This window comes from Moritella sp. Urea-trap-13 (genome assembly GCF_002836355.1).
Classification (GTDB): Bacteria; Pseudomonadota; Gammaproteobacteria; order Enterobacterales; family Moritellaceae; genus Moritella.
In genome coordinates this window covers 37,637-63,589 of sequence record NZ_PJCA01000039.1, presented here as the reverse complement: position 1 = coordinate 63,589, position 25,953 = coordinate 37,637, and the positions used below count along the sequence as shown (strand labels likewise).

The following is a 25,953-nucleotide window of genomic DNA, read 5'->3' as shown; positions in this document are numbered from 1 at the left end:
ATGCACATTGAGTTGCTTACGCCTCATATTGGCGCCTTGATCCACGATGTCGATCTTGTTAATTGTGATGATGCTACATTTGCGGCGGTTTATAAAGCGTGGTTTACCCACCAGGTGATTTTTTTTCGTGACCAAAAATTTTCACCGCAGCAACATTTAGTAATTGCTGCGCGTTTTGGAACATTGGAGCCGACACATCCTTTTTTCCCGCATGTCGAGCACGCTCCGCAAGTCAGTATTATTGAAACGGTCAAGGGTAAGCCGCCATTAGAAAGTTTTTGGCATACGGATTTAACCTGGCGTCAGCAACCTTCAATCGCCTCGGTATTGCATGCCCAACATGTGCCGATTTGCGGCGGTGATACCTTGTGGTGTTCGATGACCGCAGTATTTAACGCACTAGCAGAACAAGATAAAATACTGTTACGTGAATTATCCGCTATGCATGCATTGTTTGCTTTTGACGGCATTGAAAGCAGCGAGATCACTGAAGATTGGCAGAAAGATGTCATTGCGGTATCAGCAAAAAATCCACCGGTATCGCATCCTGTTATCACGCGCCATCCTGAAACCGGGGAAGAGATCTTATTCATTAATGAACAATTCACCCGTTATATTATTGGTATGGATCGTGAGGACAGTAATGCTTTACTCGCAAAGCTGTTTGCCATGGCCAGACAACCTGAATATCAAGTGCGCTTTAAGTGGCAGGCCAATTCATTAGCTATTTGGGATAATCGCAGTACTCAACATTATGCGGTGATTGATTATGCCGATAGTCCACGTAAATTGCACCGTGTTACTGTGGTGTAATTAGAACGAAAAATCAGCGCTGAATAAAGACTATTGATATAAAAAGAGAAGTACGGTATTCGTATTTCTCTTTTGTTACCTGAAATTAACCAAGTTAAAGTTTGTTCTTATCCTTGATCTAGTGCGTTATTGTAGTTGAAAACACATTAATAATAACACTGCCGAGTAGGATCAAACTTATCCCTAAAATGGCAACCCAGTCGAGCTGTTGGCCATACCACAGCCAGCTAATCATAGTGACAAGTACGATACCCGCCCCACACCAGATCGCATACGCGATACCAATCGGTACAGATTTTATGGTGATAGATAGTAAGAAAAATGCCAGTGCATAACAAATTAATACGATCGCACTTATTAACGGCTGACTAAATTGTTGGGTTTTTGGTAGCAGCGATGTGGCGATCACCTCAAAGATAATAGCAAGCGGCAGTAATAAATTAGGTGGCATTGTTGTCAGTATTTTCAGTATGGTGGTTTATCGTTTCTAGCAATATTAATGTGCGCGCCACAATACCTGAATAACATGACCGTATCCAGCTCGTCAGTATTAGATTTTATGATGTTGGTATTAATTTAAATTACCATCTTGATATATAGGTAACACTTGTTCACTTATTGTTTCACTGCTAAATATGGAGTTAGGTTTATAACATCATGTAAATATGGGTTAATTTAAATTAATGTAAATTTAAAATTAAAGTTAAAATACTGATGGATCATTCTAGAGTACGCGTGTAAGCTCACTTCAACTTTTAGGGAGACCGCTACATGCTTAATGTTCTAACCAATAAATTATCACTGACGTTATTTAATAACGATACGTTTAAGGCTTACTTCGCCCCATTTTCGACTAAACCAATTGCCGTACTTATGGGTGAGATGTTTGCCGCTACAGTCGTGACAATGAAGACTGAAAATAATGACATGTATTCATTAACATTAGCGATTTCAGGCAAGGTGAATGAACAGGTATTTTCATTCCAACCTGGTCAATATATTGAGCTGCAAGTAAAAAAGAATGGCAGTTACATTAAACGTCCTTTCACTATTTCATCTTCGTTAGCGCAGTTCCAGCAAGATAAAACCATCACCTTAACCATTAAAAAGCAATTTGCAGGCCGGGTTACGCCTTGGTTATCAAGTGCGATTAAGAAAGGCGAAATGTTAGGTGTTTCACCTGCTAAAGGTGATTTTGTATTGAGTGCTGCATCAAACACTTCATCAAAAATGGCACCAAAGAAAGAGGTGATATTTATTGCTGGTGGCAGTGGTATTACGCCTTTTCACAGCTTGTTGTTATCGCATGTTGCGAATAATCCGACGATTAACTTCACCCTGTTGTATTTTTCCCGAGTTAATCAACATGCATTAAACGGAAGCTTAGTGGCATTAGAGCTGGAACATAGCAACTTCACCTTGAAATTATTACAAAGTGAGCGTGATGGTTATTGTTCTGCAGCGCATATCAACGCAGTGACAAGCGATTTACAGCATAGCGAAGCCTATATTTGTGGCCCAAATGGCATGATGGATAGTACTAAAACATTATTGCTGGAAATGGGACTGCCTGAAAGCGCATTGCATCTTGAGCAGTTTGGTTTAGCAAGCTTTCGTAATATGGAGCTAAATGTTGTGCGTAACGTGTCGTTTGCAATAACGAATAAAGACATAGTTGTGGATGAAGACAATCAGCAAACACTATTAATGCTAGCCGAGGATAATGTGGTCCCAGCTAAATATGGCTGCCGCATGGGCATTTGCCAAGAGTGTAAATGTAAGAAAGTAAGTGGTGTGGTTTATAACAGCCAGACAAAAACATATTCAGATACCGGTGAAGAAGATATTCAAGCCTGTATCAGTGTACCAGTGACTGATGTCGTGATTAATTTATAGGGATAAGATGATGGCAACATTAGATAAGAAGTTTGGTAAAAAGTTAAATGAACAACAATTAGAACAATTGGCGATAGATCTTGATGGCGTAAAAGCCAAAGCTATGCAGCAAGTTGGTAGTACCGATGAACGTTACATTAAAAAGATTGTTCGTCTGCAGCGAACCTTAGAAATTGCTGGACGTATTTGTTTGGTACTGGGTTTTATGTCGTTGTATTTCTGGGGTGTGGGCGTGCTGTTATTAAGCGCATCGAAGATCTTAGATAACATGGAAATTGGTCATAACGTTTTACACGGTCAATATGATTGGATGAATGATCCAACGCTGAACTCGCAAACGTTTGAATGGGATAATGCCTGTAGCTCGGAATCATGGAAACGCGTGCATAATTACGAACACCATACTTACACAAATATTGTCGGCAAGGATCGCGACTTTGGTTATGGCTTGTTACGTCTAAGTGATGATTTCTCTTGGCGCTTGCGTAACTCATGGCAGTTCGTTACCTATCTTGTGCTCAGTACTTTATTTCAATGGGGTATCGCATTCCATGAAATGGCTGGTGAACGCGTATTCTTTGGTAAGAAAAAAGAGGGTCGAGGATCACACGTTGATGTTGAGCAATTAAAGAAAGTATTTTATAGCAAATCAACGCGTCAAATTCTCAAAGATTACGTTATCTTCCCATTATTAGCTGGCCCGTTTTTTGTGATGGTATTACTAGGTAATTTAGCGGCTAATTTACTGCGTAACTTTTGGACTTCAACGATTATTTTCTGTGGTCACTTCCCAACAGAAGTGTATACCTTCACCGAAAAAGAATGTGAAGATGAATCACGTGGGCATTGGTATTATCGTCAAATTTTAGGCTCAGCTAATTTAACTGGCCCTAAATGGTTCCATATTTTAACGGGTCATTTAAGTTGTCAGGTTGAGCATCATTTATTCCCAGAAGTGCCAGCACACCGTTATGTTGAAATGTCGAAAGAAGTGCAAGTGATTGCGGCTAAATATGGTATTGCTTATAACACCGGCAGTTTCTTTAGCCAGTATGCCTCGGTCGTACAAAGGGTGATTTATTTCTCCTTCCCGGTGGGTAAAGTGACAGGTAAGAAAGCGGCGCTGTATCCACGATTTTAATCGACTAAGCTAAGCTGAAATAATATAAAAAAAAGCCTGATAGTTAATTACTGTCAGGCTTTTTTGTGTCATCAAATTCTATTTATTTAATTATGTATTCAACTATTCATTTAACTATTTATTCAGTCAGTCATCTATTTAACTACTTACAGACGCCACGACAGTTGCGGCCAGTTTTGTGTTTGTGCATGCAGGGCTAATTGCGGGCATGGGTTAACAACATGCGGATATTGGCTAAATAAGCATAACGGCAGGTCGTTAATCGAGTCGGTATAAAAGTAGCTGTCGGTATAGATTTCAGTTTGTTCTGCCAACCAAGACTGTAAACGTATGACTTTACCGTCACGGTAACTGGCAACACCCAGAATATTAGCCGTATAGCTGCCATCTTCGATTTGCATATCAATGCCCATCGCATGTTCAATACCCAGTTTTATCGCTACTTTTTTAACAATGAAACTGACCGTCGCCGAGATTAATACCGTGGTTATATTATCTTTTTTTAGTTGTTCTAACAGTTGCAGTGCTTGCGGGAATACCATAGGCATAATATATTTTTCGACACATTCATCAACCAAGCTATCAACTTGTTGCTTAGTCAGTTTCGCAAGTGGTGCCATGGCAAAATTAAGGTATTCTGGCATATCCAATTCACCGGTAGAATAAAGGCCCATTAAGCGTTTATCTTCGGCTAAAAAATTGCTGTCGGTGACGATACCTTTCTCGACTAAAAACTCGTGCCATAACATGGCGCTATCAGCACCAATTAACGTTTCGTCTAAATCAAAAATATACAGTGGTTGGCTCATATGATGCTCTCTTAACTTACCTGTTGTAATTCGTTTAGGTTAAACAATAGTTCTAGCGGTGTACCCGTCGCGAATAACCGTTCTGATGAACGATTTAATAAATCGACGGTAATATCACAGCCTTTTACATCGACCTGGTAACGGATCACATTCCCCAATAATTGATGGCTTTTAATGATACCTTGAGTTGGGGGGGAAATATGCGAACCATAATCACGGCCTGATTCACGTACATAAATTGATTCAGGGCGGATAGCTAATTTATTTTTAATGCTCACCCCAAGTACGTCTTGCGCTTGTTGCGCTGATAATAAATTATAATTACCCATGAATCCGGCCACAAACTCGTTGTGGGGTTGGGTATAAATTTGTTCGGCACTGCCTTGTTGCACAATCGACCCTTCATTCATCAAAAAGATACGGTCAGACATGGTCATTGCCTCTTCTTGATCATGGGTAACAAATACCGTCGTTAGGTTAAGTTCTTTTTGAATATCACAAATTTGTTGGCGTAAATGTTTACGGATACGCGCATCCAACGCTGACAACGGTTCATCAAGTAATAATATATTTGGCTGTACGACTAAGGCACGCGCCAAGGCTACTCGTTGTCTTTGTCCACCTGATAATTGGTGTGGGTGCTGGTGTTCTTTGCCTTTTAATTCGACTAATTCAATTACCCGAGCCACTTGTTTCGCTATTTCATCTTTATGCAGTTTTTTCATTTTAAGCCCGAAAGCGATGTTATTCGCCACGGTCATATTAGGAAATAAAGCATATGATTGAAATACCATACCGATGTCTCTTTTCTGCGGTGCTAAGTCGGTAATGTTTTGCTCTCCAACCCATATTTCACCTTTGTCGACACTATTAAGTCCGGCGAGGCTACGTAACAAGGTTGATTTACCACAGCCACTTGGACCGAGTAAGGTAACAAATTCACCTTGTGCGATACTGAAGTTAATGTCAGAAAATACGGTATTACTACCAAAGCTTTTTTGTAGATTTTTTACAGTAACAAAACTCATTATTGAGCTCCTCGGCTAATACGGCTGGCCAACCAAGTGAAAAGGAAGATAAAGGCGAAATAAGTCATGACTAATGCAGACGTGAAATGACCACTGGTTTGACGCATGTTATATAAATATATTTGCAGGGTTTCATAACGTGTCCCCACCAAAATATTAGAAAATACAAATTCACCCAATAAGAACGAGAAAGATAAAAACAGCGATGCCAGTAAGCCTTTCTTCAGGTTAGGTAAAATAATTAGAAAGAAGGCTTGTGCGGTACTCGCACCCAGTAAGTGCGCAGCATCCATCAGGTCAGCTAAATTAATCGCTTCAAAACTATTGGCGATGGCGCGATACATGAACGGCAGAGCAATCGTGAAATAAGTACCGATTAAGATCCACGGTGTACCAACAATTTGTATTGAGCTGTCTGCATATATTTGTAATAAACCCACAGATGACACGACAGGCGGTACCGCAAAAGGTAATAAGATCAGGATATTCATCAAGCCATTTAATTTAGGAAAATAATAAAACACCACGAAAATGGCCGGAATGATCAACAGAGCACTTAATAATAAGGCACTAATACAAACAAGCAGTGAACGACCAAATGCAGCTATAAAGCGTGGGTCTTGCCATAACTGGCTATACCAATCAAATGTAAAACCACTTGGTAAGATAGTTGCGCCCCAGCTCGATGAAATTGAATATAAAAATGTCGCGAGGATCGGGATGACCAATACCGCTATCGTGCTATAAACAATGGCTTTATGGTACAGCGAAGAATTAGCGTTTGGCATGGTAACTCCGACTAATAAGTAGTTGGTTTATAAGCGTGATGAACGCCAGTAATAAAATAAGTAATACTGAAATAGCAGCTGCTAGGTTCGGTTCCAGGAAGATATCACCGGATACCAGACTCGCAATACGCACGGTAATAACATTGTAGTTGCCGGATGTTAACGCGTAGATACTGGCATAAGCACCCATGGCATTGGCAATTAAAATGATAAAGGTACCAAGCAAGGCTGGTGATAATACCGGTAGACCGATGTAACGCCAGAACTGCCAATTTTTAGCACCAAGCAAGGATGATGCTGCTTGCCAATCATCACTGAGGGCATCGAATGCCGGGTAGAGTAGTAAGGTCGCCAGTGGCACTTGAAAATAGATGTAAATAGCCAGTAATCCCCACTGACCATACAAATTAAAATCATCAATAATGCCGTATTTTTTTAGTAATAAGGTGAGTGCGCCGTTAAAACCGAGAATGATAATAAAGGCAAACGCCAGTGGCACACCGCTAAAGTTGGCGGTCATGTTGGTAAATGCGACGATTAAGTCTCGTACGCGAGAATCAAAACGGCGTAATGAAGACACAAATAATGCTGCAATGATAATAGCGACGAGGCTTGAGGTGATCGCTAACCACAAGCTATTGGTAAAGCCTTGGAGAATAAAAGCAGAATCAAAAATCTCTTGATAATTTTCTAAGCTAAATTCATCTTCATAAATGAAACTGTTGAACAATACCCACAACATCGGGGCAATTTGAAACATAAAAAACAGCAGTGCAAACGGCAATAAGATTAATGCCGGTTTAAACTTAGTTAATCGCAACAGTTTGCGATTTGACTTGGTATTTGAGGTTTCCACTGCGGCAACTGAAATAGTGTTCATAGACTATTTACACTCTTTTCTATTTGCGTACTTAATAGCGCTGAATTATAAGATTTACCATGATCGACTAATCCCAATAATTGGCAAACGTTGCCACATAACTCGGTTTGCTTCATCGCTGTTGGCTGGTGGCTAAAACCGTCACCGATAACAAACAAAGGCACAGCACGTTCTTCAGGTAATATACCGCCATGGGATCTATCATTGTTCATGCCGTGATCACTGGTGATAAGGATCTGATATCCGGCGTCTAACCAAACATCGACATAGTTAGATAAGATGATATCGACCCGGCGCGCGGTATTACGATACTGGCTCGAATCTAAACCAAATTTATGGCCTGCATCATCGATGTTCATCGGGTGGATAAGTAAAAAATCAGGCTGGTGTTGTTGACGCAAGTTTTCGGCATCCAAAAACACCATTTCATCAGGGTAATGATCCATATGATAGAAACAACCATGCTGAATATTCAGGCTTAGATCGTCAGTAAAGCGATCGCGCACTGCATTGTAAGGGGCGATATTATATAACTCACTCATCCAATGGTAAGCCGCTGCGGCTGTGGTTAATGATGCTTGCTTCGCTAAACTAAATACGCTGCTGTGGTGTGACAGACGGACAATATCATTATTCACTATGCCACTTTGTGCTGGTGTTACCCCTGTTAATAAACATTCGTACAGTGGCCGTGACATTGATGGTAGTTCACTGATAACCGGATAAAGTGTTGCTCGATCTTGCTCTATTAATGCATTCAAGTAACCCATGCAATCATGGGCTACTTGATGATTAAGACCATCGAGAACAACAAGGATGACTTTATTGTTCATTAGCTGCTCTTTTACTGAATGTGAAGGAGTACATTTTCTTGCCATTGACGCGGCAGTTTACGTGCTGTTTTTTCCCAAGCTTTAAAATCAGTTACCGAATGTACATTGCTGTATTGTTCATTTGGTAATAATTGCGCTTGGATTTCTGCTGGTAGTGTTACGTTGTCACGGATTGGACGTGCATAACCTTGTGCTAAATTAATTTGGCCTTTATCACTGAATATGTATTCACGCGCCAGTTTTGCCGCATTGGGGTTCTGAGCATATTTATTGATAATGGTGGTGTAACCAGATATCACTGAACCATCTTGTGGAATTGATACGGTGAAACGGCTGCGGTCGATTTGATCGCGATAGTTCAAGGCATTAAAGTCCCAAAGAATAGCCACTTCGACTTCACCTTTTTCAAGGTTAGCTAAGCCTGGATCATTGAGTGATAAACGACCTTGTTTGGCAAGCTTAGAAAAGAATTTGATTGCTGGTTTGATATTTTTTTCACTGCCGCCCAGTGCAAAGGCTGCCGCTAATACGGCGTTATTGGCTTGTGAGGCGATGCCGACATCACCCACTGTGACCCTATAATCACCTTTGAGAATATCGTCCCATGATGTTGGTGGATTTTTAACTAAATTGTTATTGGAAATAAATGAGATAGTCCCGGTGTAAGCGAGTGCCCAGTGACCGTCTTTATCTTTAGCCCAGTCTGGTATACTGTCCCATGTGGTTGGTTTGTAAGCTTGTGTTACGCCTTTTTTTACTGCAACACGGGCAAATGCAAAACCTACGTCACCAATATCTGCAGTTGCATTGGTTTTTTCAGCAGAGAATTTAGCAATTTCTTGTGCCGAACTCATATCTGTATCTTGGTGTTTTAAGCCATAAACCTCGCCCAAATCTGCCCAAGTTCCTTTCCAGTTCGCCCAGCTATCTGGCATGCCGACACTGTATACAGCGCCTTCTTTTTTTGCTGCACTAATAACTGAATCAAGATCATCATTGGCATTTACAACTGTAGTCATCAAACTTGCGATTAATGTAGTACTGGTTAGTAATGTTTTCATTATCTCTATCTTCCTAGACAGGTGAGTAAGTACGCAGTGCATGTTATGTTTTTTATGTGACAGCTTTTATGCATTTTTATGACACTTTAATGACAGCTTAATTAAAATGTCATCATGACTATTATTTATTTTAATAAGTAACTTATCTTATATCTGACAGGTGGGTGGGCAGCATAATAAGCTGATATAGAATGATTTTGTGGCAGGTCTGACCGTTCGTTTTTTTGCTGTTTCGATTTCTATTTTTGTGCTGTATGATCCGTCGTCCATTAGCAACAGAAGGTTGAACTAATAAGGATGTGGACGTTCATTAAGTTAATTAATGTTAAAAGCAATGTCACTAGAAAAAAAGCTGCTATTAATAGCGGCGAGCTTATCGCTACTATTTATAGGGTTAAGCACGAGTTATTTTTTATATGTCCGTAATAATGTTATCGAACAACGTCGATGTGCATTGGAACCCCGCATTAAATTTATCGGTTCTCTCATTAATGATTACTACCAGGACTATTTAGATGGCGAGTTAAGTCTTGCGCAAGCACAGGTGCAAGCGATTAAAAAGATCCATGAAATTAATCTTATCAATGAAAATTATATTTTTGTTTTTAATGACGATTATCTGCTCCTTGAATCAATTAACAATGCTGAAATGCGCAATCAAAATGTGAAAGATGAAATGGATATCAGTGGCGTAAAGCTATACCAGCTGTTACATACCGAAGCTGTATCTCGCGAGAATGGGGGTTATTCAGGTTATTTTTATTACGGTAAGAATACCCGAGAACAGCAGGCTAAAATATCTTACTCGCAGTATTTTGAACCTTGGGGCTGGACGTATGGCGAAGGGGTATATATTAACGATGTTGATGATTCAATTATCAATATACTGACCTCGCATTAGCGGTATTACTGCCAGTCGTATTGTTATTGATTAAAGTTCCTAAACCTCAGCTTGCTGGGGTTTTGTTGTTTCTGGCCAGTGGATATTGTGACGAGTAGGGCGAACATCATCTTTCATGAGGTGAAAACAGTTGCCAGTTGCTTAAATCACTGGGTAGACTGCGAACTTAATTGCTTTGTTATATGAATAAATTGTATTAATAAATTAAGTGAGTGCGACAAGGAGTTGCAGATGTTGGTCTATAGCCTAGAAATGATATGCATTGTTGCCTTCGCGCTCAGTGGCGTATTAGTTGAATCTAATCGTGGTAAAGATATTGTCAGTATCATGATGCTAGGTTGGATCACGGCGTTAGGCGGTGGCACTTTACGCGACTTGATTCTTTCGGCCGAAACCATATTTTGGATCCGCGACTCCAGCTATTTTTGGACTGCATTGATCAGTGCGATCATTGGCTTTTTCAGTATTACCCACATCCGTAAAAACCGCCTTAAAAAACTGATCATTATGTTTGATACTATCGGTGTATCGCTATTTTCGGTGTTAGTCACCCAGCAATTATACAGCGGCGGTTATGCTGCTTATGTAGCTGTCTCTATGGGTATCGTCACTGCTATTTTTGGTGGGGTATTACGGGATATTCTAGCTCACCGTCAAACCTTATTTAATAATACCGAGTTGTATGCAACGCCGATTATTTTAGGTTGTTGTTTGTATATTTTATTGGTTAATTTAAATATGGGCATCACACTGGCTGCGCTTATCTGCATGGTGTTGATTGTATTTATGCGTTTCTGTATCGTGGTGAAAAAATTAAATTCCCCTGCATTTTTATTATTAAAATCTGACCGACCCCCACGAAATTAAACCGGTGATTAAAGTGACATTCATAGATGCTGAACAAGTTTCGCATTTTTGTAATACCCTATTTCCCCCCGCCCTTAGTTATTCACCTTCAGCCCGTCTCATTTAATTTATTTCAATCGTAAGCTTGCGCGATAAGGTAATAATTTACTTAGCCATTCATTTAATTATTTACTTAACCTTTTACTTAACCAAGGTTCAATAATTACAGATTTATTAATCTGACAGAGTGTTGATAATAACAACATCTTAAGTCTGACTCTTAAGTCTAACTCTTATTATATGCTGAGGTGAAAGATGAACAACCAAGCGACGCATGGCATCAGCCAGGCACAACTAGATGCCCACTGGATGGCATTCACTGGAAACCGTGAGTTTAAAAAAGACCCACGCATAATTGTTTCTGCAAAGGGAAACTATTATACCGATGCTGACGGTCGTAAAATTTTTGACGGTTTGTCAGGCCTCTGGTGCTGCGGCGCTGGACACAGCCGCCCGGAAATTACCGAAGCGGTTAGTAAACAAATAAAACAATTGGATTATGCCCCTGCGTTTCAATTTGGGCATCCGAAAGCATTTCAACTGGCAGAAAAAATTGTCGAGTTTATGCCTAAAGGCTTAAACCGCGTTTTTTATACCGGTTCGGGTTCTGAGGCCGTTGAAACCTCACTAAAAATGGCACGTGCTTACTGGCGTAAAAAGGGCATGGGGACTAAGACTAAGTTAATCGGTCGCGGCTTGGGCTATCACGGTGTTAACTTTGGTGGGATCTCTGTCGGTGGTATTGGTGCCAATCGTGCATTATATGGACCTGCGGTTGAAGCCGATCATTTACGTCATACCATGTTAAGTGAAAATACCTTTGTTAAAGGCCAGCCGAAAACAGGCTATGAGCTTGCTAATGACTTACTTGATTTAGTGGCTTTGCACGATGCTTCGAATATTGCGGCAGTTATCGTTGAACCAATGGCTGGATCTGCTGGGGTTATTCCACCGCCAGTGGGTTACTTGAATCGTTTACGTGAAATTTGTGACCAACACAATATTCTACTGATTTTTGATGAAGTGATTTGTGCTTTTGGTCGCATTGGTGCAAAGACCGGAGCAGAAGCTTTCGGCGTCACCCCTGATATTATTAATGTCGCCAAGCAGTTGACCAATGGCGCTATTCCGATGGGTGCTGTCATCGCCAAACAAGAAATTTACGATACCTTCATGGAGCAAGGCGGCCCCGAGTACATGTTGGAATTTCCGCATGGTTACACTTACTCCGCACACCCTGTTGCCTGTGCGGCTGGGCTTGCAGGATTAGAGCTGCTGCAAAAAGATAAATTAATAGAGCGTGTTAAAGATATTAGCCCTTATTTTGAGGAAATGGTCCATAGCCTTAAAGGTTGTAAACACGTCACTGATATTCGTAATTATGGTTTAGCTGCTGGTTTTACTATTGCGCCGATAGCGGGCGATGCCGGTTTACGCCCGTATCAAATCGCGATGAAAATGTGGAAGAAAGGTTTCTATGTTCGTTATGGCGGCGCAACGATTCAACTTGGCCTGCCATTTACCAGTGAACGCGAAGAAATAGATTTGTTGATTAACGCCCTCGGCGAGACTTTTAACGAAATAGCTTAAACAATTTGATAATGAGGTTTGATAACCTCGCATGGAGAATTTATATGAATAACGTAATTGGTCATTTAATCAATGGTGAAATGGTAGACACGAATATTGGTGATAGTAACCGTACTCAAGATGTTTTTAATCCAGCTACTGGCAACGCAGAAAAGAAAGTCGCTTTAGCGTCAAAGCAAACCGTTGAACAAGCTATTTCTGCGGCTGAAGCTGCTTTCCCACAATGGCGTAATACCCCAGTGATAAAACGTGCGCGGGTGATGTTTCGTTTCAAAGAATTATTAGAAAAAAATGCGGACGCCATCTGTCGATTAATCGGTGAAGAACACGGTAAGATATCACACGACGCGGCAGGTGAATTGCAGCGTGGGATCGAAAACGTCGAGTACGCCTGCGGTGCCCCGGAGTTGCTTAAAGGCGAACACAGCAAGAATGTTGGCCCTAATATTGATTCATGGAGCGAGTTTCAACCACTGGGCGTTGTTGCCGGTATTACGCCATTTAATTTCCCTGCAATGGTGCCAATGTGGATGTTCCCACTGGCGATTGTCTGTGGTAATTGCTTTATCCTGAAACCATCTGAACGCGATCCAAGCTCAACGTTATTGATCGCTCAGCTGTTAAAAGAAGCGGGATTGCCTGATGGTGTTATGAATGTGGTTAACGGCGATAAAGAAGCCGTAGATACTTTATTAAGTGACGATCGAGTTAAAGCAGTCAGTTTTGTTGGTTCAACGCCGATTGCGGAATATATTTACAGCACCGCCAGTGCTAATGGCAAACGTTGTCAGGCATTGGGCGGCGCTAAAAACCACGCGATCATTATGCCAGATGCAGACATGGACAATGCGGTTAATCAATTGTTGGGCGCGGCGTTTGGCTCATCAGGTGAGCGTTGTATGGCATTGTCTGTCGCTGTTGCCGTCGGTGATGAGGCTGCTGATTCGTTGGTGAAAAAAATGACGGTGGCAATGAAAGATCTTAGTATTGGTGCTTATGATAATGCCAGCAATGATTTTGGTCCGGTCATTACTCAGGCGCATAAAGAAAAAGTAGAAGGCTATATCACCAGTGCTCAAAATCAGGGCGCAGAAATTGTTGTTGATGGCCGTCAACCTGTGGTGAAAGGTTATGAGAATGGCTTCTTTGTTGGTGCCACTTTAATTGATGGCGTTACGCCTGAAATGGAAAGTTACGATGCTGAAATATTTGGACCAGTGTTACAAGTAATGCGCGTTAAAACCATGGAAGAGGCGATGCAGTTAATTAACGATCATGAGTATGGTAATGGTACTTGTATCTTTACCCGTGATGGTGAAGCGGCTCGTTATTTCTCGGATAATATCCAAGTGGGTATGGTGGGTATTAACGTACCGCTACCTGTGCCGGTTGCCTACCATAGTTTTGGTGGCTGGAAACGCTCATTGTTTGGTGACTTACATGCCTACGGCCCTGATGGCGTACGTTTTTATACTAAACGTAAAACGATCACGCAACGCTGGCCGTCAAGTGGCGTCCGTGAAGGTGCAAGTTTCGCCTTTCCTAGCTAGTTAGCGACAACCATTTAGCTTACAACTACTATTTTACAATGACTTAGCACAGTTTAATAAATATTAAGCTGTGCTTTAACCAAATGTTACGACTGCATAGTTACTTTACTCACGTGTCATCGGATGAGTGTTAATAATGTATCATTGGAAGTTAAGCTGCTAAAAAATAACGATTTACCCACCTCTATATTACCCGCCTAGATTTAAAAAAGCATAAAACTGAATGTTAGCATTATTGTTGTGATCTTGTTAACTGACTGGTGCTTGAACGACTGATAACTTCAATTACTTAAATAACTTCAAACGTGATGAACTTAAGTTAAGTATTTATTTATCTATTGGTGAAAAATGACATTTAAGAAACGAGGTTTTACAGGACAGGTCAGTAATATTGATCTGCGTATATTACGTATATTTAAAACTGTGGTTGATTGTGCAGGCTTTTCAGCCGCAGAGGTCGAATTAAATATTAGTCGTCCGGCGATCAGTATTGCTATTTCAGATCTTGAACAGCGGCTTAATTTAAAACTTTGTCAGCGTGGTCGTACCGGTTTTTCTTTGACGGAAGAAGGCGCAGAGGTTTATCAGTCTATTATCGAACTGCTTAGTGCGTTAGAAACATTCCGGACTCAGGTCAATGGTATTAATCAGCAGCTGAAAGGTGAACTTAATATCGGTATTACCGATAACCTGGTTACCATTGAGCACATGAGGCTTACTAATGCGCTCATGGCGTTAAAAGATTTAGGGCCTGAAATTCAGATCAATATTAGGATGATGCCGCCAGATCAAATTGAAATTAATGTGCTTGATGGTCGGTTACATGTCGGTGCGGTTCCTGAACTACGGTTATTGCCCGGTCTCAATTACACGCCGTTATATCCAGAGGAATCACTACTGTATTGCAGTAAAGATCATCCGTATTTTAATCTTGACGATAAACAATTGACCAACGCGATGATCTCAGTGTCTGATGCGGTAGTGTTATCTTATCAACAGACACCTGAAATTAAGCGGTCGTTGCAAAAACTCAATAACATAGCAAGTGCCACGGATCGTGAAGGCATCGCTTTTTTGATTCTTACCGGCCGCTACATTGGTTACTTACCTGACCATTTTGCTCGGCAGTGGGTGGCAGATGGCAAAATTAGGGCTATAAAACCGGATCGATTTCGCATCGAAAGCTGTTATTCGGCGGTGACCAGAAAAAGTGCACGCTCAAATATTATTGTCGATACCTTCATGGAACTACTCGCTAATACCGTGGTGAAATAACCCCCCTTTCTAAATCATATTGCTCTATTCAAGCACATTCAAAATACAGTTCCAGTCTCAAAATTGACGAGAATAAGCGCCATGTTAGGCGCTTTTTCTTTGTTGTGACCTTGGTCGTATTAGCGTAATAGTTTGCTTGTTTTACTTATTTCAAAGTAAGAGTCCGCAAATGAGTGATAATTGAGTTTATAAAGTTGTTCATGGGTGTTCAGACAACCGACAAACACTCGGTGTACATTAGGTTAACAAATAGTTAACTTTAGTTAAGATTTCTTGAATTTATATAAACTATAAAACGGAGCAGAATCAATTTGACCTCGCCTAAATTGGAATGAAAATCATTCTAAAGTAAGGCTTATAAAATCTAAAATAGAGGATTAATATTGTGTTGAATAAAACAAAACGTATTAAAACAAGATTGATTACTGCTTGTAGCTTTGCCGCCGTGTTGAGCATGTCGACAACCAATACTGCGATGGCTGGTGATGAGTTTATTTTTGCCCAGGCTTATAACACCGAACATATTTTCCACCACTCTTCTCAGAAATTTATCGAACAATTAAATGAACAGGGTTCTGCTTATAAAGCGGATTATCATCCAGGTGGTGATCTCGGTGATTGGACCTCGCAGTTTGAACAAACGATGATGGGTGTTATCCCCATGACCATTACTTATGGCGCGTCTGAATTTGATGGCCGACTCGATCTGACTTGGCTGGGTTATGTGGTCGATGACTGGGAAAGTGCACGTAAAGTTTATGGCCCCGGAGGCCCGATGCTCGATGTGTACAATGATATTTTTGCAGATATGGATCTCGTGGCGCTCGGTACGATTCCAACTGGTTTTGGTTCTATTACTATCCGTAAAGGTGTCGACAAAATTCCAACCAATTTTCCTGAAGATGCAAAAGGCATAAAAATGCGGGTGATCCCGTCACCCCTTGCAATTGAACGCTTTAAAAACTGGGGATTTGCGGCTGTTCCTATGCCGTATTCTGAGTTGTACACCGCATTGCAACTAGGCACGGTCGATGGTCGGGCATTTGGTCCAGCAGTTGAAATCTATCAGATGCGTGATGTGTTAGAAGCTTACATCTTAACCCGTGATTATTTTGAACATGCTTTCTGGTTAGTGAATAAAGACTGGTGGGAAGATCTACCAACGGCCGAGAGAGAGAAAATGCAAGCTGCAGCGGATGCCACACTAAAATGGGCTTGGCAGGAAGCTGAATCGCTCGATAATGGATTCTTAGACAAGGTTCGCGATAGTGGTATTAAAGTTATCGAATTATCAGACCAAGAGCGTACTAAAGCTAAAGATATCCTGTACGCAAAAGAATGGCCATATATGGAGAAAAAAGTGGGTAGCGATATCATGAATATGATGCGTGAGATAGCTGGTATTAAATAATCCCTTCTTATACCTAATCTGGGTTCAGGTCTGTAATTACATGACCTGGCCCAAAAATTTCAGATGTAAGAGGATATATTTATGAATCCCAGCAAATTAGCATCCGCTACTCTATCGCCGCAGGTTGGCTCACCAGATAAAGTAAAAAAATCCGTGCTGCAGCGGTTTGAATTTTTGCTCGATTGCTGTCTCAAAGCGGCGATGATCTTTAGCGGTCTCGGACTTGCTATATTAATGTTCGCCCAAGTCATCATGCGTTATGCGCTCGATTCTCCTTTTGCGGGAATAGAAGAAGCTGCAATTTTAATGGCGGTATGGACATACTTTCTTGGTATGGGTTATGCGACTAAGCAGCGGGCGCACATTCACGGCGGTATCGTGACCCTTGTTGTTAGCGACCCGTTTAAAATTGAAATGATCCGTTTTATCGGCTCAGTTATTTGTGCTATTGCCGCCTGTATCTTTGGTTATTATGCGGCTAAATACGGATTATATATGATTGAAAAAGGACGCATGAGCCTGTATTTACAATGGCCTAAAGGACTCTGGAGTGCCAGCATGATCTTTGGTTTCTTTATGATGGCAGGTTATTTCCTATTACATGCTGCCAAAGACTTTCGTGCGATGATGTTAGCCGCGAAAGATCAATCTCAAGCCCTAGGGCATCAATCTTTAATTAACGACAAGGACTAGCATTATGGTTATCTTCCTTTTATCTATGTTAGTCATAGTTATTTTGTTATTAGCTGAAGTTCCAGTGGCATTTTCATTTGGTATTGGCGCTATTTTATTTACCTATGCGACTGGTAATGATATTTCATTTTTAGTCACGCATGGCTTTAATACCGCGAGTGGTTTTGCGCTGTTAGCGCTGCCCTTATTTATTTTAGCTGGGATTTTAATGGCCGAAGGCGGGATCTCTGAGCGTTTACTTGATTTTGTCAATTCAATCGTTGGTCGCCTTAAGGGTGGCTTGGGTGCTGTAACTGTATTGACCTGTGCGCTTTTTGGCGCCATTTCTGGCAGTTCATCGGCAGCGATTGCAGCGATCGGACAAATCATGATCCCACGGATGATAAGAGAGGGCTACCCTGAGGGACATGCGACGGCTTTAGTTGCTTGTTCTTCGGTATTAGCATTGTTAATTCCGCCAAGTATCCCAATGATTATTTTTTCGATTACCGGTGGACTGTCTGTCGGCGCGGCTTTTTTATCGACTATTATTCCGGGTATCTTGTTAACGATAATATACTGTTGTTTGAATTTTTGGTTTTTACGTAACGACACATCGATAAAAGTTGACCCTCCTTTACCTTTCGCCCAAGCAGTGCGTGGCGTCGCTAAATCGGGATATAATGCAATGTTCGCATTGTTGATGCCAATCATTATTTTAGGTGCTATTTATAGTGGTATTGCGACGCCAACAGAAGCGGCTGCCATTGCGGTGATTTATGCTATTCCGGTTAGTTTGATGGTCTACAAGGGCCTGACATTTAAAACATTAGGCAGTGCAACCGTTCGCGCTGTGACGATGACCGGGTCCATTATGGCCGTATTGTTTTTCTTGTTTATTATGAGCCGGGCAATGATCTTGGAACAAGTCCCCAAACAACTTGCTGAAGCATTATTAACAATTTCTGATAATAAACTCGTTATCCTGTTAGTCATCAATGTATTACTACTGCTTATCGGGATGATTGTCGATGATATTTCTGGTGGTGTATTAGCGGCGATTATTTTCTTGCCAGTTGTGCAGGCGCTTGGTATTCACCCTATTCATTTTGCTGCCATTGTTGGCGTAAACCTTGGACTCGGTAATGTTTCGCCACCGTGTGCGCCAATGCTCTATATGGCAGGGGGGGTGGCTAAGTTACCGCTCAATAAATATATTGTGCCGACGGTTAAATTATTATTATTTGGGCATTTACCTATGGTGTTATTGGTGACTTTTGTTCCTGATATAGCGCTGTTTTTACCGCGTTTATTGATGGGGATTGAGTAACTTAGACTCGTGCTTCTGGGCCATCAGATCTTTATTTAGCGCTGATGGCACAGACCTTGTTGGTCCAATTATTTGCTCTCAAATTGCCATGAAAGCGCCTCTCTAAGATTAATATGCCTCAATTTCATGGGGACTCGTCACGATTAAAATAGTTACTAAACTAGTATTCAATGCCAGAGCTGCTCTATGATGGGGCATAGAGCATAGCAATACAGCTGTTTATTGCTGATAAAACGGTGACGAGAAACGAGTATGACTAAACCAACAATCAAGCAAAATATAAATCAATCCAATCATGTTACTGATGAATCGCTTGTTGGTGAACCGATAGTGGCTGAAAACTATTTAGTCTCTCAACCGTGGCGGGCATTGTTACTTTTGGCTGGCTGTCTTGCCGTTGCTTTAGGTGTATTAGGTATTTTTTTACCCCTGTTACCGACAGTGCCATTCTTATTATTAGCCGCTGCTTGTTTTAGTCGTTCTTCGCGCAAGCTACAGTTATGGCTGTTTAACCATCGCTACCTTGGCCCTTACCTCACTAATTATTTATTGCGTAAAGGTATCAGTAAAAAACAACTGTGGAGTTCACTATCGAGCATGTGGCTGGCGATGTTATTAGCCATTTATTTTACCCCGTACTGGGCGGTGAAAATACTATTAGTGATCACGGGTTGTCTTGTTAGCCGTCACCTTCTATCCTTACAACGCTTATCATAATCACTGTTTTACTGACTTTTATATCGTTATCAGACTTAAATTACTGCTTAAACTGAACTGAAATACTAATTATTTTATATAAATCACATTTTCTTTCTATTTCTGCTAACTAACTCATATTATTTCTGTATCTTTAATGTAACACTCTCGCAGCATTAAATTTCGTAAGTTAAGAGGCCCTTGGTATGTTTAAAGCGTTAGATGCACTTTCTCCGTCGTTTATAGATCGTCCTATGGATGAACTTTGGCAGTTAATATCTCCTTTGTATATGGTTGATGAGTCAGAATGGTTAGCAGAATTGCTACCAATGGCCCGCCCATCTGCAGAAGAGAAATCTCAGATCACCACCAATGCAACTGTGTTAATCGAACGCGTGCGCGCTGATAAACAAGCCATTCAAATGATTGATGCTTTGTTATTGGAATACAGCCTAGATACTAAAGAAGGTATCTTGCTTATGTGTCTTGCTGAAGCCTTGATGCGTATTCCTGATGCGGCAACAGCGGATGCATTAATCCGTGACAAATTAAGCGTAGCAGATTGGAAATCGCATTTAAAAAATTCTGATTCGACCTTTGTGAATGCATCGACATGGGGACTATTACTGACTGGTAAAGTCGTCAGCATGGATCGTAAAGACACTAAATCTGCGGGTAATACCATTAGCCGTTTAGTCAATAAAGTATCAGAACCCATTATTCGTCAAGCAATGAACCAAGCCATGAAGATCATGGGGCACCAATTCGTATTGGGTCGTAACATTGTTGAAGCACAAAAAAATGGCCGTCCTCAACGTGACAAAGGCTTTACCTATTCATTTGATATGTTGGGTGAATCCGCGCTAACAACCGCTGACGCGAAAAAATATTTTAATGATTACATTAAAGCAGTAGAAGCGGTTGGTAAAAACAAATATGCCAACGATAAAACGCCTGCGCCAACGGTATCAATTAAATTATCAGCATTGCACCCACGTTATGAAGTGGCTAATGAAGCGCGTGTGATGACTGAAATGCACGACACGGTATTAGAATTGTTATTACGTGCACGTGATCTAGATGTGGGCATTACTATCGATGCGGAAGAAGCCGATCGGTTAGAGTTATCATTAGCATTATTTGAAAAATTATACCGTAACCCACGCCTACAAGGTTGGGGGAAATTCGGTATCGTAGTACAAGCTTATTCTAAGCGGGCATTACCAACTTTAATTTGGTTAGCTGCATTAGCAAAAGAGCAGGGCGATGTGATCCCGCTACGCTTAGTAAAAGGCGCTTATTGGGATACTGAACTTAAACTATCACAGCAAAATGGCTATGATGGCTACCCGGTTTATACCCGTAAAGAAGCCACCGACGTTGCCTATCTTGCCTGTGCACGTTTCTTATTAAGTGAACAAATTCGTGGTTGTATCTATCCACAGTTTGCTAGCCATAATGCCCATACAGTGTCAGCTATTGCGACCATGGCTGAGCATAAAGATTTTGAATTCCAACGCTTACACGGCATGGGCGATGCATTGTATAACCACGCATTAGAAATGTATGGTGTTGATGTACGTATTTACGCACCAGTTGGTAGCCACAAAGACTTGTTGCCATATTTGGTTCGTCGTTTATTAGAAAATGGCGCGAACAGCTCGTTCGTACACCGTTTGGTTGATGCTGATTGTCCAATTAGTGAATTAACAGAACATCCGGTTGATACCTTAGAAAGTCGCCCAACGTTCCACAACAGTTTGATCCCACTGCCAACGAAGATCTTTGCCGGCCGTAAAAACTCATGCAACATCAACGTTGATATTATCAGCGAGATCACGCCGTTTAATACCGAGCTTACTTTGCAAATGCAAAAAACGTGGCAAGCAGCGCCAGTGGTTAATGGTCAAGTGATCACCACTGAATTAGATAATGCTAAGCCTGTGAGTGCGCCTTACGACCGTCGTATTCACGTCGGACAAGTATTGTGGTCAACACCTGCCGAAGTAACAACGGCACTAGATACTGCAGCAGATTACTTCCCGACATGGTCTGCAGTACCTGTGGCACAGCGCGCTGAATGCATAAATAAAGTGGCTGATTTATTAGAAGAAAATTTAGCTGAATTGGTGGCGTTATGCCATAAAGAAGCGGGTAAAACCATTCATGATAGCTTAGATGAAGTACGTGAAGCGGTAGATTTCTGTCGTTACTATGCAATGCAAGCCACTGAAAACTTCTCGGTCGCAAAAAACCAAGTGCGTTTTGATGGTATTGCTCAGCAAGTAACACGTCAGGGACAAGGTGTCTTTGTTTGTATTAGCCCTTGGAACTTCCCATTAGCCATCTTCCTTGGTCAAGTTGCAGCAGCGTTAGTGGCGGGTAATACCGTGATTGCTAAACCTGCAGAACAAACCAGCTTGATTGCCGCGCGTACTATGGAGCTCATGTTAGAAGCTGGTCTACCGAAAGAAGCTGTACATTTGCTGCCTGGTAGCGGTGCTGTCGTTGGTTCATTACTGACAGCGGATGAACGTATTGCCGGAGTGGTATTTACGGGTTCTACTGAAACTGCGCAAGTGATTAACCGTACATTGGCTAAACGTGATACTAACGTGGCGACGCTGATTGCTGAAACCGGTGGTCAAAACACCATGATCGTGGATAGTACTGCACTGCCAGAACAAGTGGTTCGTGATGTAATGCGTTCTGCATTTGCGTCTGCGGGTCAACGCTGTTCAGCACTGCGGGTATTGTTTGTGCAAGAAGACGTTGCCGACCGTATTACCACCTTGATCCAAGGTGCAATGCAAGAGTTACACGTAGGTTTACCGCAACAGCATCATACCGATGTTGGTCCGGTGATTGATTTACTGGCGAAGAAAAAGCTGCAAGCGCACATTGATAAAATGCGTGCAACAAGCAAAGTTGTTGGTGAAGTAACGCTGAGTGATGAATGTAATTTTGGTGATTTCATTGCCCCAATTGCATTTGAAATTAACAGTATTGACCAATTAGAAAATGAACAGTTCGGTCCTATTTTACATATCGTGCGTTATAAAGCGGCTGACTTAAACAAGGTGATAGCTGAGATTAATGCCACTGGTTTTGGTTTAACCATGGGTATCCACAGTCGTAATGAACGTAGTTACACTGATATCGAACGTCAAATCAGAGTGGGTAACTGCTACATTAATCGCGACCAAGTTGGTGCTGTTGTTGGTGTGCAACCATTCGGTGGCCAAGGATTATCAGGTACGGGTCCAAAAGCGGGTGGTCCACATTACCTCTATCGTTTCACTAAGCAAGTTGTTAGCGCTTAAGCTGCGTCATTGTAAATTAAGGAGTTAAACCATGGTTGTAAAAAATAAAGTAGTACAGACGCAGCAGCTGATTGAAACCGGCCTTGGTGCATGGCCGAGCTGGAATGATCTTGGGGTGATTGCCCGTGCTGAGTTGATTGGCAAATGGGTCGACATTATCAGCCAAGAAGCGGCACTGGGTAAACTTGCCGGTGAAATGGCAAAATACCAAAAGCACCAAGCTATCACGCTAATCGGCGATGAAAAACTAATGCCAGGACCGACAGGTGAAGTGAATGAACTTTACAGTGCCGGACGTGGTTTATTTGTTGTTGCGGCGACAGACGCAGAGCAAAGCAGCACGATCAATGCCATCGTTGGTCATATCAGTGCAGCCTTGTTAGCAGGTAATACCTTGGTATTGGCACTGCCGCAAGCGCAGCAAGCATTGCAGTTTGTATTGCTTAATACGCTACACAAAGCAGGTATTCCTGATCTTGTTGTGCAAGGCGCTGAAGAAACAGAGCTAACAGCATTGATAGAATCGCCAAAAGTAGCGGGTGTTGCCTTTACCGGTGATGCTCAAACGGCACAAACAATTAACCGCACGTTATCGACACGTGATGGTTTATTGGCGCAGCTGGTGGCTGAAATCAGTGGCAGTGCATTGGCATACGTGACGGATACTCACTTTATCCTACGTTTTATTACCGAGCGTACACGTACTATCAATATTACTGCCGTGGGTGGTAACGCGACCCTGTTAGAACTCGGTGGTGGCGACCATTAATTACGATCGTAATTAATGGCGTAATCAATCGAGCAATAAATGCAGTAATATAAATAACCCAATTCAGGTACTCGTTTGAGTGCCTGAATTGGGACTCCTATCCGTGTATCACCGCTTATTTAGTAGTATCATCAGCCTCATTATCTTGAATCGTCTTAAATAGTCTTAAGTTATTATTTTAAAATTAACAGTAGGTCACTGATGCAAAAAATTACCCGTTGCATGGCAGCTAACAAACGTATCGCGCTTGTAGCCCATGATCATATGAAGTCAGATTTAATTGCTTGGTCAAAAGCCCGTGTTGAAATCCTGCAAAAACACCATTTATTCGGTACAGGTACTACAGCCACCTTATTGACTAAACATGTTGGCCTGCCTGTTAAAGCCTTGTTTAGTGGCCCGATGGGCGGCGATCAACAGCTTGGTGCACTGATTGCAGAAGGCGAGATTGATATGATGATCTTTTTCTGGGACCCAATGAATGCAGTACCACATGATCCCGATGTAAAAGCATTATTACGCTTAGCGGCAGTATGGAATATTCCGGTGGCAACCAATCCTGCAACCGCAGATTTTATTATCGACTCGATCCATACCAGCAGCAAGTATGAACATGAAATACCAGATTATGAAGGTTATTTAGCTGAGCGTACGAGCGAGCTTTAACGATTTTTTTGAAGTTGTTATCGGGAATAATCGTGTGAAAGGTAATAACAGCAGCGAATAGCTGCTGTTATTATTGATTGCTGTGACGCTGATTAGTCTTCTTTGAAATGTTCTTCAGTCATCATGTGACCTAGCTTGTCAGCTTTGGTTTTCAAATAATGTTCATTATGCATATTCTTACCTACTTGTAATGGCTCACGTGCCACGACATTAACGCCGTATTCTTCCATCGCCGCTAATTTTTTCGGGTTATTGGTCATTAACTTCACTTTGTTAACACCAAGATGGGTAAGCATAGGTTTGCACATAGCATAATTACGTAAATCAGCAGCAAAACCTAACTGTTCATTGGCTTCTACTGTATTGGCACCCGCATCTTGTAAATTATACGCACGGATCTTGTTTAACAGACCAATACCGCGGCCTTCTTGACGTAAATAAAGAATAAAACCAGCACCCGCTTCGGTGATATTTTTCATTGCAGTTTCAAGTTGAAAGCCACAATCACAACGCAAACTAAACAGTGCATCACCGGTTAAACATTCTGAATGGATACGTCCTAGAATGACTTCATCGCTCGTTAACTCACCATAGGTAAGTGCAACATGCTCTTTACCTGTTTCTGAGTCTTCGAAGCCGTGCATGGTGAAAGTACCAAAAGGTGTTGGTAGTTTTGAAGATGCGATAAATTTAATAGACACGGATTACCTCTTACTATCCATCGCTACTTGGCGCAATGAACGTCTAAATGGGATTACTTTGGGCTAGTTTACGCGTTTATGACGGCAATCTGAATAGAGAATTGTAAAAAGACGGGATAATTATCATTCGCTGTAATGATCAAGGCAAAGTACACCAAATTATGTACTTTGCTGTATGGCTTTCGTGAGTCTTGGCGTCAGCTCAATCAGTGAGGGATCGCAACTTGCTTATTCACCGCAGCTTAGTGGCGAACGTAAAACTCTTTGGCAAATGCAGGGCGTGCTGATTTTAGTGCTTTCGCCTGTAAGTCAGTCATCTTGCCTTCTGGAAAGCCTAAGGCTTTATGATCCAGTAACGGCCGCGCTTTAATGTTGATACACAATTTAATCTTGCTGCCTGTGCCGATGATTTCTTGGCTGTTTAATGCCGGTACCAAAATACAGCTCTCAACTAAATTAGCTACCGCCGCCGCTTCTAATGGCAGGGAAATAATATCTTTCTTTTGAAAAATAAATTCACGAACCACGGCTTGTTCAGAGGTATTCATTACCTTCACCATTTTATGGATCTTGTTCATGGTATCTATTTCGGCTTGCTTCTCAAGTACTGATTGCCCGGTTTTAACCAGCAGTAATGCGATAAAATAAGCAATCGCAGAGATAACAATAATCGAAATATAACCACGGTATTGGCTGACCCATTGTTCTAAGCCTGATACCGACAGTGCAGTCGTTGGCAATAGTAAGACTAATGCAGCTGCAAGCAGTAACCAAGTGGTGGCAATGTTTATCTGTTTGTAATTTTGAATATACTGTTTAAGTTCGTTCATGATAAACCTTCTACTGATGACCGGAGTCAAAAAATTGTCTGACGCGTGACATTATTGCTGTTATTTCATTTAAGTAATAATGTA

Annotated in this window: 24 protein-coding genes; 15 read left to right on the top strand and 9 right to left on the bottom strand. The window is 41.5% G+C overall.

Annotation, left to right across the window (positions count from 1 at the left end):
• Positions 1 to 813, top strand: coding sequence for a TauD/TfdA family dioxygenase (locus tag CXF93_RS19215; RefSeq protein ID WP_101064125.1), 813 nt, complete (start codon positions 1 to 3; stop codon positions 811 to 813).
• A gap of 118 nt (positions 814 to 931) precedes the next feature.
• Here CXF93_RS19215 and CXF93_RS19210 read toward each other — a convergent pair whose 3' ends face one another.
• On the bottom strand, positions 932 to 1,264 hold the full coding sequence (locus CXF93_RS19210; RefSeq protein ID WP_198551711.1) for a multidrug efflux SMR transporter: 333 nt from the start codon (positions 1,262 to 1,264) through the stop codon (positions 932 to 934).
• A gap of 320 nt (positions 1,265 to 1,584) precedes the next feature.
• On the opposite strand from CXF93_RS19210, the gene CXF93_RS19205 reads away from it, so the two are divergent.
• Entirely contained in the window at positions 1,585 to 2,709 is a 1,125-nt protein-coding gene (locus CXF93_RS19205; RefSeq protein WP_101064123.1) for a flavin reductase family protein, read from the top strand.
• Between the two features lie 7 nt (positions 2,710 to 2,716).
• Positions 2,717 to 3,850, top strand: coding sequence for an acyl-CoA desaturase (locus CXF93_RS19200; protein WP_101064122.1), 1,134 nt, complete (start codon positions 2,717 to 2,719; stop codon positions 3,848 to 3,850).
• Positions 3,851 to 3,996: 146 nt separating this feature from the next.
• Here CXF93_RS19200 and CXF93_RS19195 read toward each other — a convergent pair whose 3' ends face one another.
• From CXF93_RS19195 to CXF93_RS19170, 6 genes are read right to left on the bottom strand one after another with little or no spacing between them, the layout of a single operon-like run.
• Positions 3,997 to 4,659 (bottom strand): HAD family phosphatase, encoded by a 663-nt coding sequence (locus CXF93_RS19195; protein ID WP_101064121.1) that lies wholly within the window; start codon positions 4,657 to 4,659, stop codon positions 3,997 to 3,999.
• 11 nt (positions 4,660 to 4,670) lie between these two features.
• Entirely contained in the window at positions 4,671 to 5,687 is a 1,017-nt protein-coding gene (locus tag CXF93_RS19190; protein WP_101064120.1) for an ABC transporter ATP-binding protein, read from the bottom strand.
• A complete protein-coding gene (locus CXF93_RS19185; RefSeq protein WP_019441373.1) occupies positions 5,687 to 6,475 on the bottom strand; it encodes an ABC transporter permease in 789 nt (262 codons plus the stop codon). The genes CXF93_RS19190 and CXF93_RS19185 overlap by 1 nt, the downstream gene beginning before the upstream one ends.
• Positions 6,462 to 7,355, bottom strand: coding sequence for an ABC transporter permease subunit (locus CXF93_RS19180; protein ID WP_101064119.1), 894 nt, complete (start codon positions 7,353 to 7,355; stop codon positions 6,462 to 6,464). The genes CXF93_RS19185 and CXF93_RS19180 overlap by 14 nt, the downstream gene beginning before the upstream one ends.
• Positions 7,352 to 8,188 carry an alkaline phosphatase family protein gene (locus tag CXF93_RS19175; protein ID WP_101064118.1) on the bottom strand — a complete coding sequence of 279 codons (837 nt, stop codon included), beginning with the start codon at positions 8,186 to 8,188 and terminating at the stop codon, positions 7,352 to 7,354. Before CXF93_RS19175 ends, CXF93_RS19180 begins: the two co-directional genes overlap by 4 nt.
• A gap of 11 nt (positions 8,189 to 8,199) precedes the next feature.
• Positions 8,200 to 9,249 (bottom strand): ABC transporter substrate-binding protein, encoded by a 1,050-nt coding sequence (locus CXF93_RS19170; protein WP_101064117.1) that lies wholly within the window; start codon positions 9,247 to 9,249, stop codon positions 8,200 to 8,202.
• Positions 9,250 to 9,571: 322 nt separating this feature from the next.
• On the opposite strand from CXF93_RS19170, the gene CXF93_RS19165 reads away from it, so the two are divergent.
• The 12 genes from CXF93_RS19165 to CXF93_RS19110 all read left to right on the top strand — a co-directional run bounded on the left by CXF93_RS19165 (position 9,572) and on the right by CXF93_RS19110 (position 24,338).
• Positions 9,572 to 10,150 carry a cache domain-containing protein gene (locus CXF93_RS19165; RefSeq protein WP_101064116.1) on the top strand — a complete coding sequence of 193 codons (579 nt, stop codon included), beginning with the start codon at positions 9,572 to 9,574 and terminating at the stop codon, positions 10,148 to 10,150.
• A 231-nt stretch (positions 10,151 to 10,381) separates the two neighbouring features.
• Entirely contained in the window at positions 10,382 to 11,017 is a 636-nt protein-coding gene (locus tag CXF93_RS19160; RefSeq protein WP_101064115.1) for a trimeric intracellular cation channel family protein, read from the top strand.
• A 294-nt stretch (positions 11,018 to 11,311) separates the two neighbouring features.
• A complete protein-coding gene (locus CXF93_RS19155; RefSeq protein ID WP_101064114.1) occupies positions 11,312 to 12,646 on the top strand; it encodes an aspartate aminotransferase family protein in 1,335 nt (444 codons plus the stop codon).
• A 44-nt stretch (positions 12,647 to 12,690) separates the two neighbouring features.
• Positions 12,691 to 14,196 carry a CoA-acylating methylmalonate-semialdehyde dehydrogenase gene (locus CXF93_RS19150; protein ID WP_101064113.1) on the top strand — a complete coding sequence of 502 codons (1,506 nt, stop codon included), beginning with the start codon at positions 12,691 to 12,693 and terminating at the stop codon, positions 14,194 to 14,196.
• A gap of 348 nt (positions 14,197 to 14,544) precedes the next feature.
• A complete protein-coding gene (locus CXF93_RS19145) occupies positions 14,545 to 15,471 on the top strand; it encodes a LysR family transcriptional regulator (protein ID WP_101064112.1) in 927 nt (308 codons plus the stop codon).
• Between the two features lie 385 nt (positions 15,472 to 15,856).
• Complete coding sequence (gene dctP, locus CXF93_RS19140) at positions 15,857 to 16,882, top strand: TRAP transporter substrate-binding protein DctP (protein WP_101064111.1); 1,026 nt, start codon at positions 15,857 to 15,859, stop codon at positions 16,880 to 16,882.
• A gap of 81 nt (positions 16,883 to 16,963) precedes the next feature.
• Positions 16,964 to 17,575, top strand: coding sequence for a TRAP transporter small permease (locus tag CXF93_RS19135; RefSeq protein ID WP_101064110.1), 612 nt, complete (start codon positions 16,964 to 16,966; stop codon positions 17,573 to 17,575).
• 4 nt (positions 17,576 to 17,579) lie between these two features.
• Positions 17,580 to 18,884, top strand: coding sequence for a TRAP transporter large permease (locus CXF93_RS19130; RefSeq protein WP_017222567.1), 1,305 nt, complete (start codon positions 17,580 to 17,582; stop codon positions 18,882 to 18,884).
• Positions 18,885 to 19,136: 252 nt separating this feature from the next.
• Positions 19,137 to 19,601: a YbaN family protein gene (locus CXF93_RS19125; protein WP_101064109.1), complete on the top strand. Its 465-nt coding sequence runs from the start codon at positions 19,137 to 19,139 to the stop codon at positions 19,599 to 19,601.
• 185 nt (positions 19,602 to 19,786) lie between these two features.
• Entirely contained in the window at positions 19,787 to 22,903 is a 3,117-nt protein-coding gene (gene putA, locus CXF93_RS19120) for a bifunctional proline dehydrogenase/L-glutamate gamma-semialdehyde dehydrogenase PutA (RefSeq protein WP_101064108.1), read from the top strand.
• A 31-nt stretch (positions 22,904 to 22,934) separates the two neighbouring features.
• Positions 22,935 to 23,672 (top strand): aldehyde dehydrogenase family protein, encoded by a 738-nt coding sequence (locus CXF93_RS19115; protein WP_101064107.1) that lies wholly within the window; start codon positions 22,935 to 22,937, stop codon positions 23,670 to 23,672.
• A gap of 201 nt (positions 23,673 to 23,873) precedes the next feature.
• Complete coding sequence (locus CXF93_RS19110; RefSeq protein WP_101064106.1) at positions 23,874 to 24,338, top strand: methylglyoxal synthase; 465 nt, start codon at positions 23,874 to 23,876, stop codon at positions 24,336 to 24,338.
• 92 nt (positions 24,339 to 24,430) lie between these two features.
• Here CXF93_RS19110 and ribA read toward each other — a convergent pair whose 3' ends face one another.
• Both ribA and CXF93_RS19100 read right to left on the bottom strand, forming a co-directional pair.
• The gene (ribA, locus tag CXF93_RS19105; protein WP_101064105.1) at positions 24,431 to 25,039 is read right to left on the bottom strand and encodes a GTP cyclohydrolase II; all 609 of its coding nucleotides are present in this window, start codon (positions 25,037 to 25,039) and stop codon (positions 24,431 to 24,433) included.
• A gap of 242 nt (positions 25,040 to 25,281) precedes the next feature.
• Complete coding sequence (locus CXF93_RS19100; protein ID WP_101064104.1) at positions 25,282 to 25,869, bottom strand: super-infection exclusion protein B; 588 nt, start codon at positions 25,867 to 25,869, stop codon at positions 25,282 to 25,284.
• Positions 25,870 to 25,953: the final 84 nt, after the last annotated feature.

Excerpts from the sequence above, each read along its gene's own strand:
- CXF93_RS19205 (WP_101064123.1), top strand. The coding sequence starts at position 1,585 with ATGCTTAATGTTCTAACCAATAAATTATCACTGACGTTATTTAATAAC.
- CXF93_RS19150 (WP_101064113.1), top strand. The coding sequence starts at position 12,691 with ATGAATAACGTAATTGGTCATTTAATCAATGGTGAAATGGTAGACACG.
- CXF93_RS19100 (WP_101064104.1), bottom strand. The coding sequence starts at position 25,869 with ATGAACGAACTTAAACAGTATATTCAAAATTACAAACAGATAAACATT.
- CXF93_RS19190 (WP_101064120.1), bottom strand. The coding sequence starts at position 5,687 with ATGAGTTTTGTTACTGTAAAAAATCTACAAAAAAGCTTTGGTAGTAAT.
- CXF93_RS19170 (WP_101064117.1), bottom strand. The coding sequence starts at position 9,249 with ATGAAAACATTACTAACCAGTACTACATTAATCGCAAGTTTGATGACT.
- CXF93_RS19195 (WP_101064121.1), bottom strand. The coding sequence starts at position 4,659 with ATGAGCCAACCACTGTATATTTTTGATTTAGACGAAACGTTAATTGGT.
- CXF93_RS19135 (WP_101064110.1), top strand. The coding sequence starts at position 16,964 with ATGAATCCCAGCAAATTAGCATCCGCTACTCTATCGCCGCAGGTTGGC.
- CXF93_RS19180 (WP_101064119.1), bottom strand. The coding sequence starts at position 7,355 with ATGAACACTATTTCAGTTGCCGCAGTGGAAACCTCAAATACCAAGTCA.
- CXF93_RS19130 (WP_017222567.1), top strand. The coding sequence starts at position 17,580 with ATGGTTATCTTCCTTTTATCTATGTTAGTCATAGTTATTTTGTTATTA.
- CXF93_RS19125 (WP_101064109.1), top strand. The coding sequence starts at position 19,137 with ATGACTAAACCAACAATCAAGCAAAATATAAATCAATCCAATCATGTT.
- CXF93_RS19115 (WP_101064107.1), top strand. The coding sequence starts at position 22,935 with ATGGTTGTAAAAAATAAAGTAGTACAGACGCAGCAGCTGATTGAAACC.
- CXF93_RS19165 (WP_101064116.1), top strand. The coding sequence starts at position 9,572 with ATGTTAAAAGCAATGTCACTAGAAAAAAAGCTGCTATTAATAGCGGCG.
- CXF93_RS19185 (WP_019441373.1), bottom strand. The coding sequence starts at position 6,475 with ATGCCAAACGCTAATTCTTCGCTGTACCATAAAGCCATTGTTTATAGC.
- CXF93_RS19210 (WP_198551711.1), bottom strand. The coding sequence starts at position 1,264 with ATGCCACCTAATTTATTACTGCCGCTTGCTATTATCTTTGAGGTGATC.
- CXF93_RS19175 (WP_101064118.1), bottom strand. The coding sequence starts at position 8,188 with ATGAACAATAAAGTCATCCTTGTTGTTCTCGATGGTCTTAATCATCAA.
- CXF93_RS19110 (WP_101064106.1), top strand. The coding sequence starts at position 23,874 with ATGCAAAAAATTACCCGTTGCATGGCAGCTAACAAACGTATCGCGCTT.
- CXF93_RS19200 (WP_101064122.1), top strand. The coding sequence starts at position 2,717 with ATGATGGCAACATTAGATAAGAAGTTTGGTAAAAAGTTAAATGAACAA.
- CXF93_RS19155 (WP_101064114.1), top strand. The coding sequence starts at position 11,312 with ATGAACAACCAAGCGACGCATGGCATCAGCCAGGCACAACTAGATGCC.
- CXF93_RS19215 (WP_101064125.1), top strand. The coding sequence starts at position 1 with ATGCACATTGAGTTGCTTACGCCTCATATTGGCGCCTTGATCCACGAT.
- putA (WP_101064108.1), top strand. The coding sequence starts at position 19,787 with ATGTTTAAAGCGTTAGATGCACTTTCTCCGTCGTTTATAGATCGTCCT.
- CXF93_RS19145 (WP_101064112.1), top strand. The coding sequence starts at position 14,545 with ATGACATTTAAGAAACGAGGTTTTACAGGACAGGTCAGTAATATTGAT.
- CXF93_RS19160 (WP_101064115.1), top strand. The coding sequence starts at position 10,382 with ATGTTGGTCTATAGCCTAGAAATGATATGCATTGTTGCCTTCGCGCTC.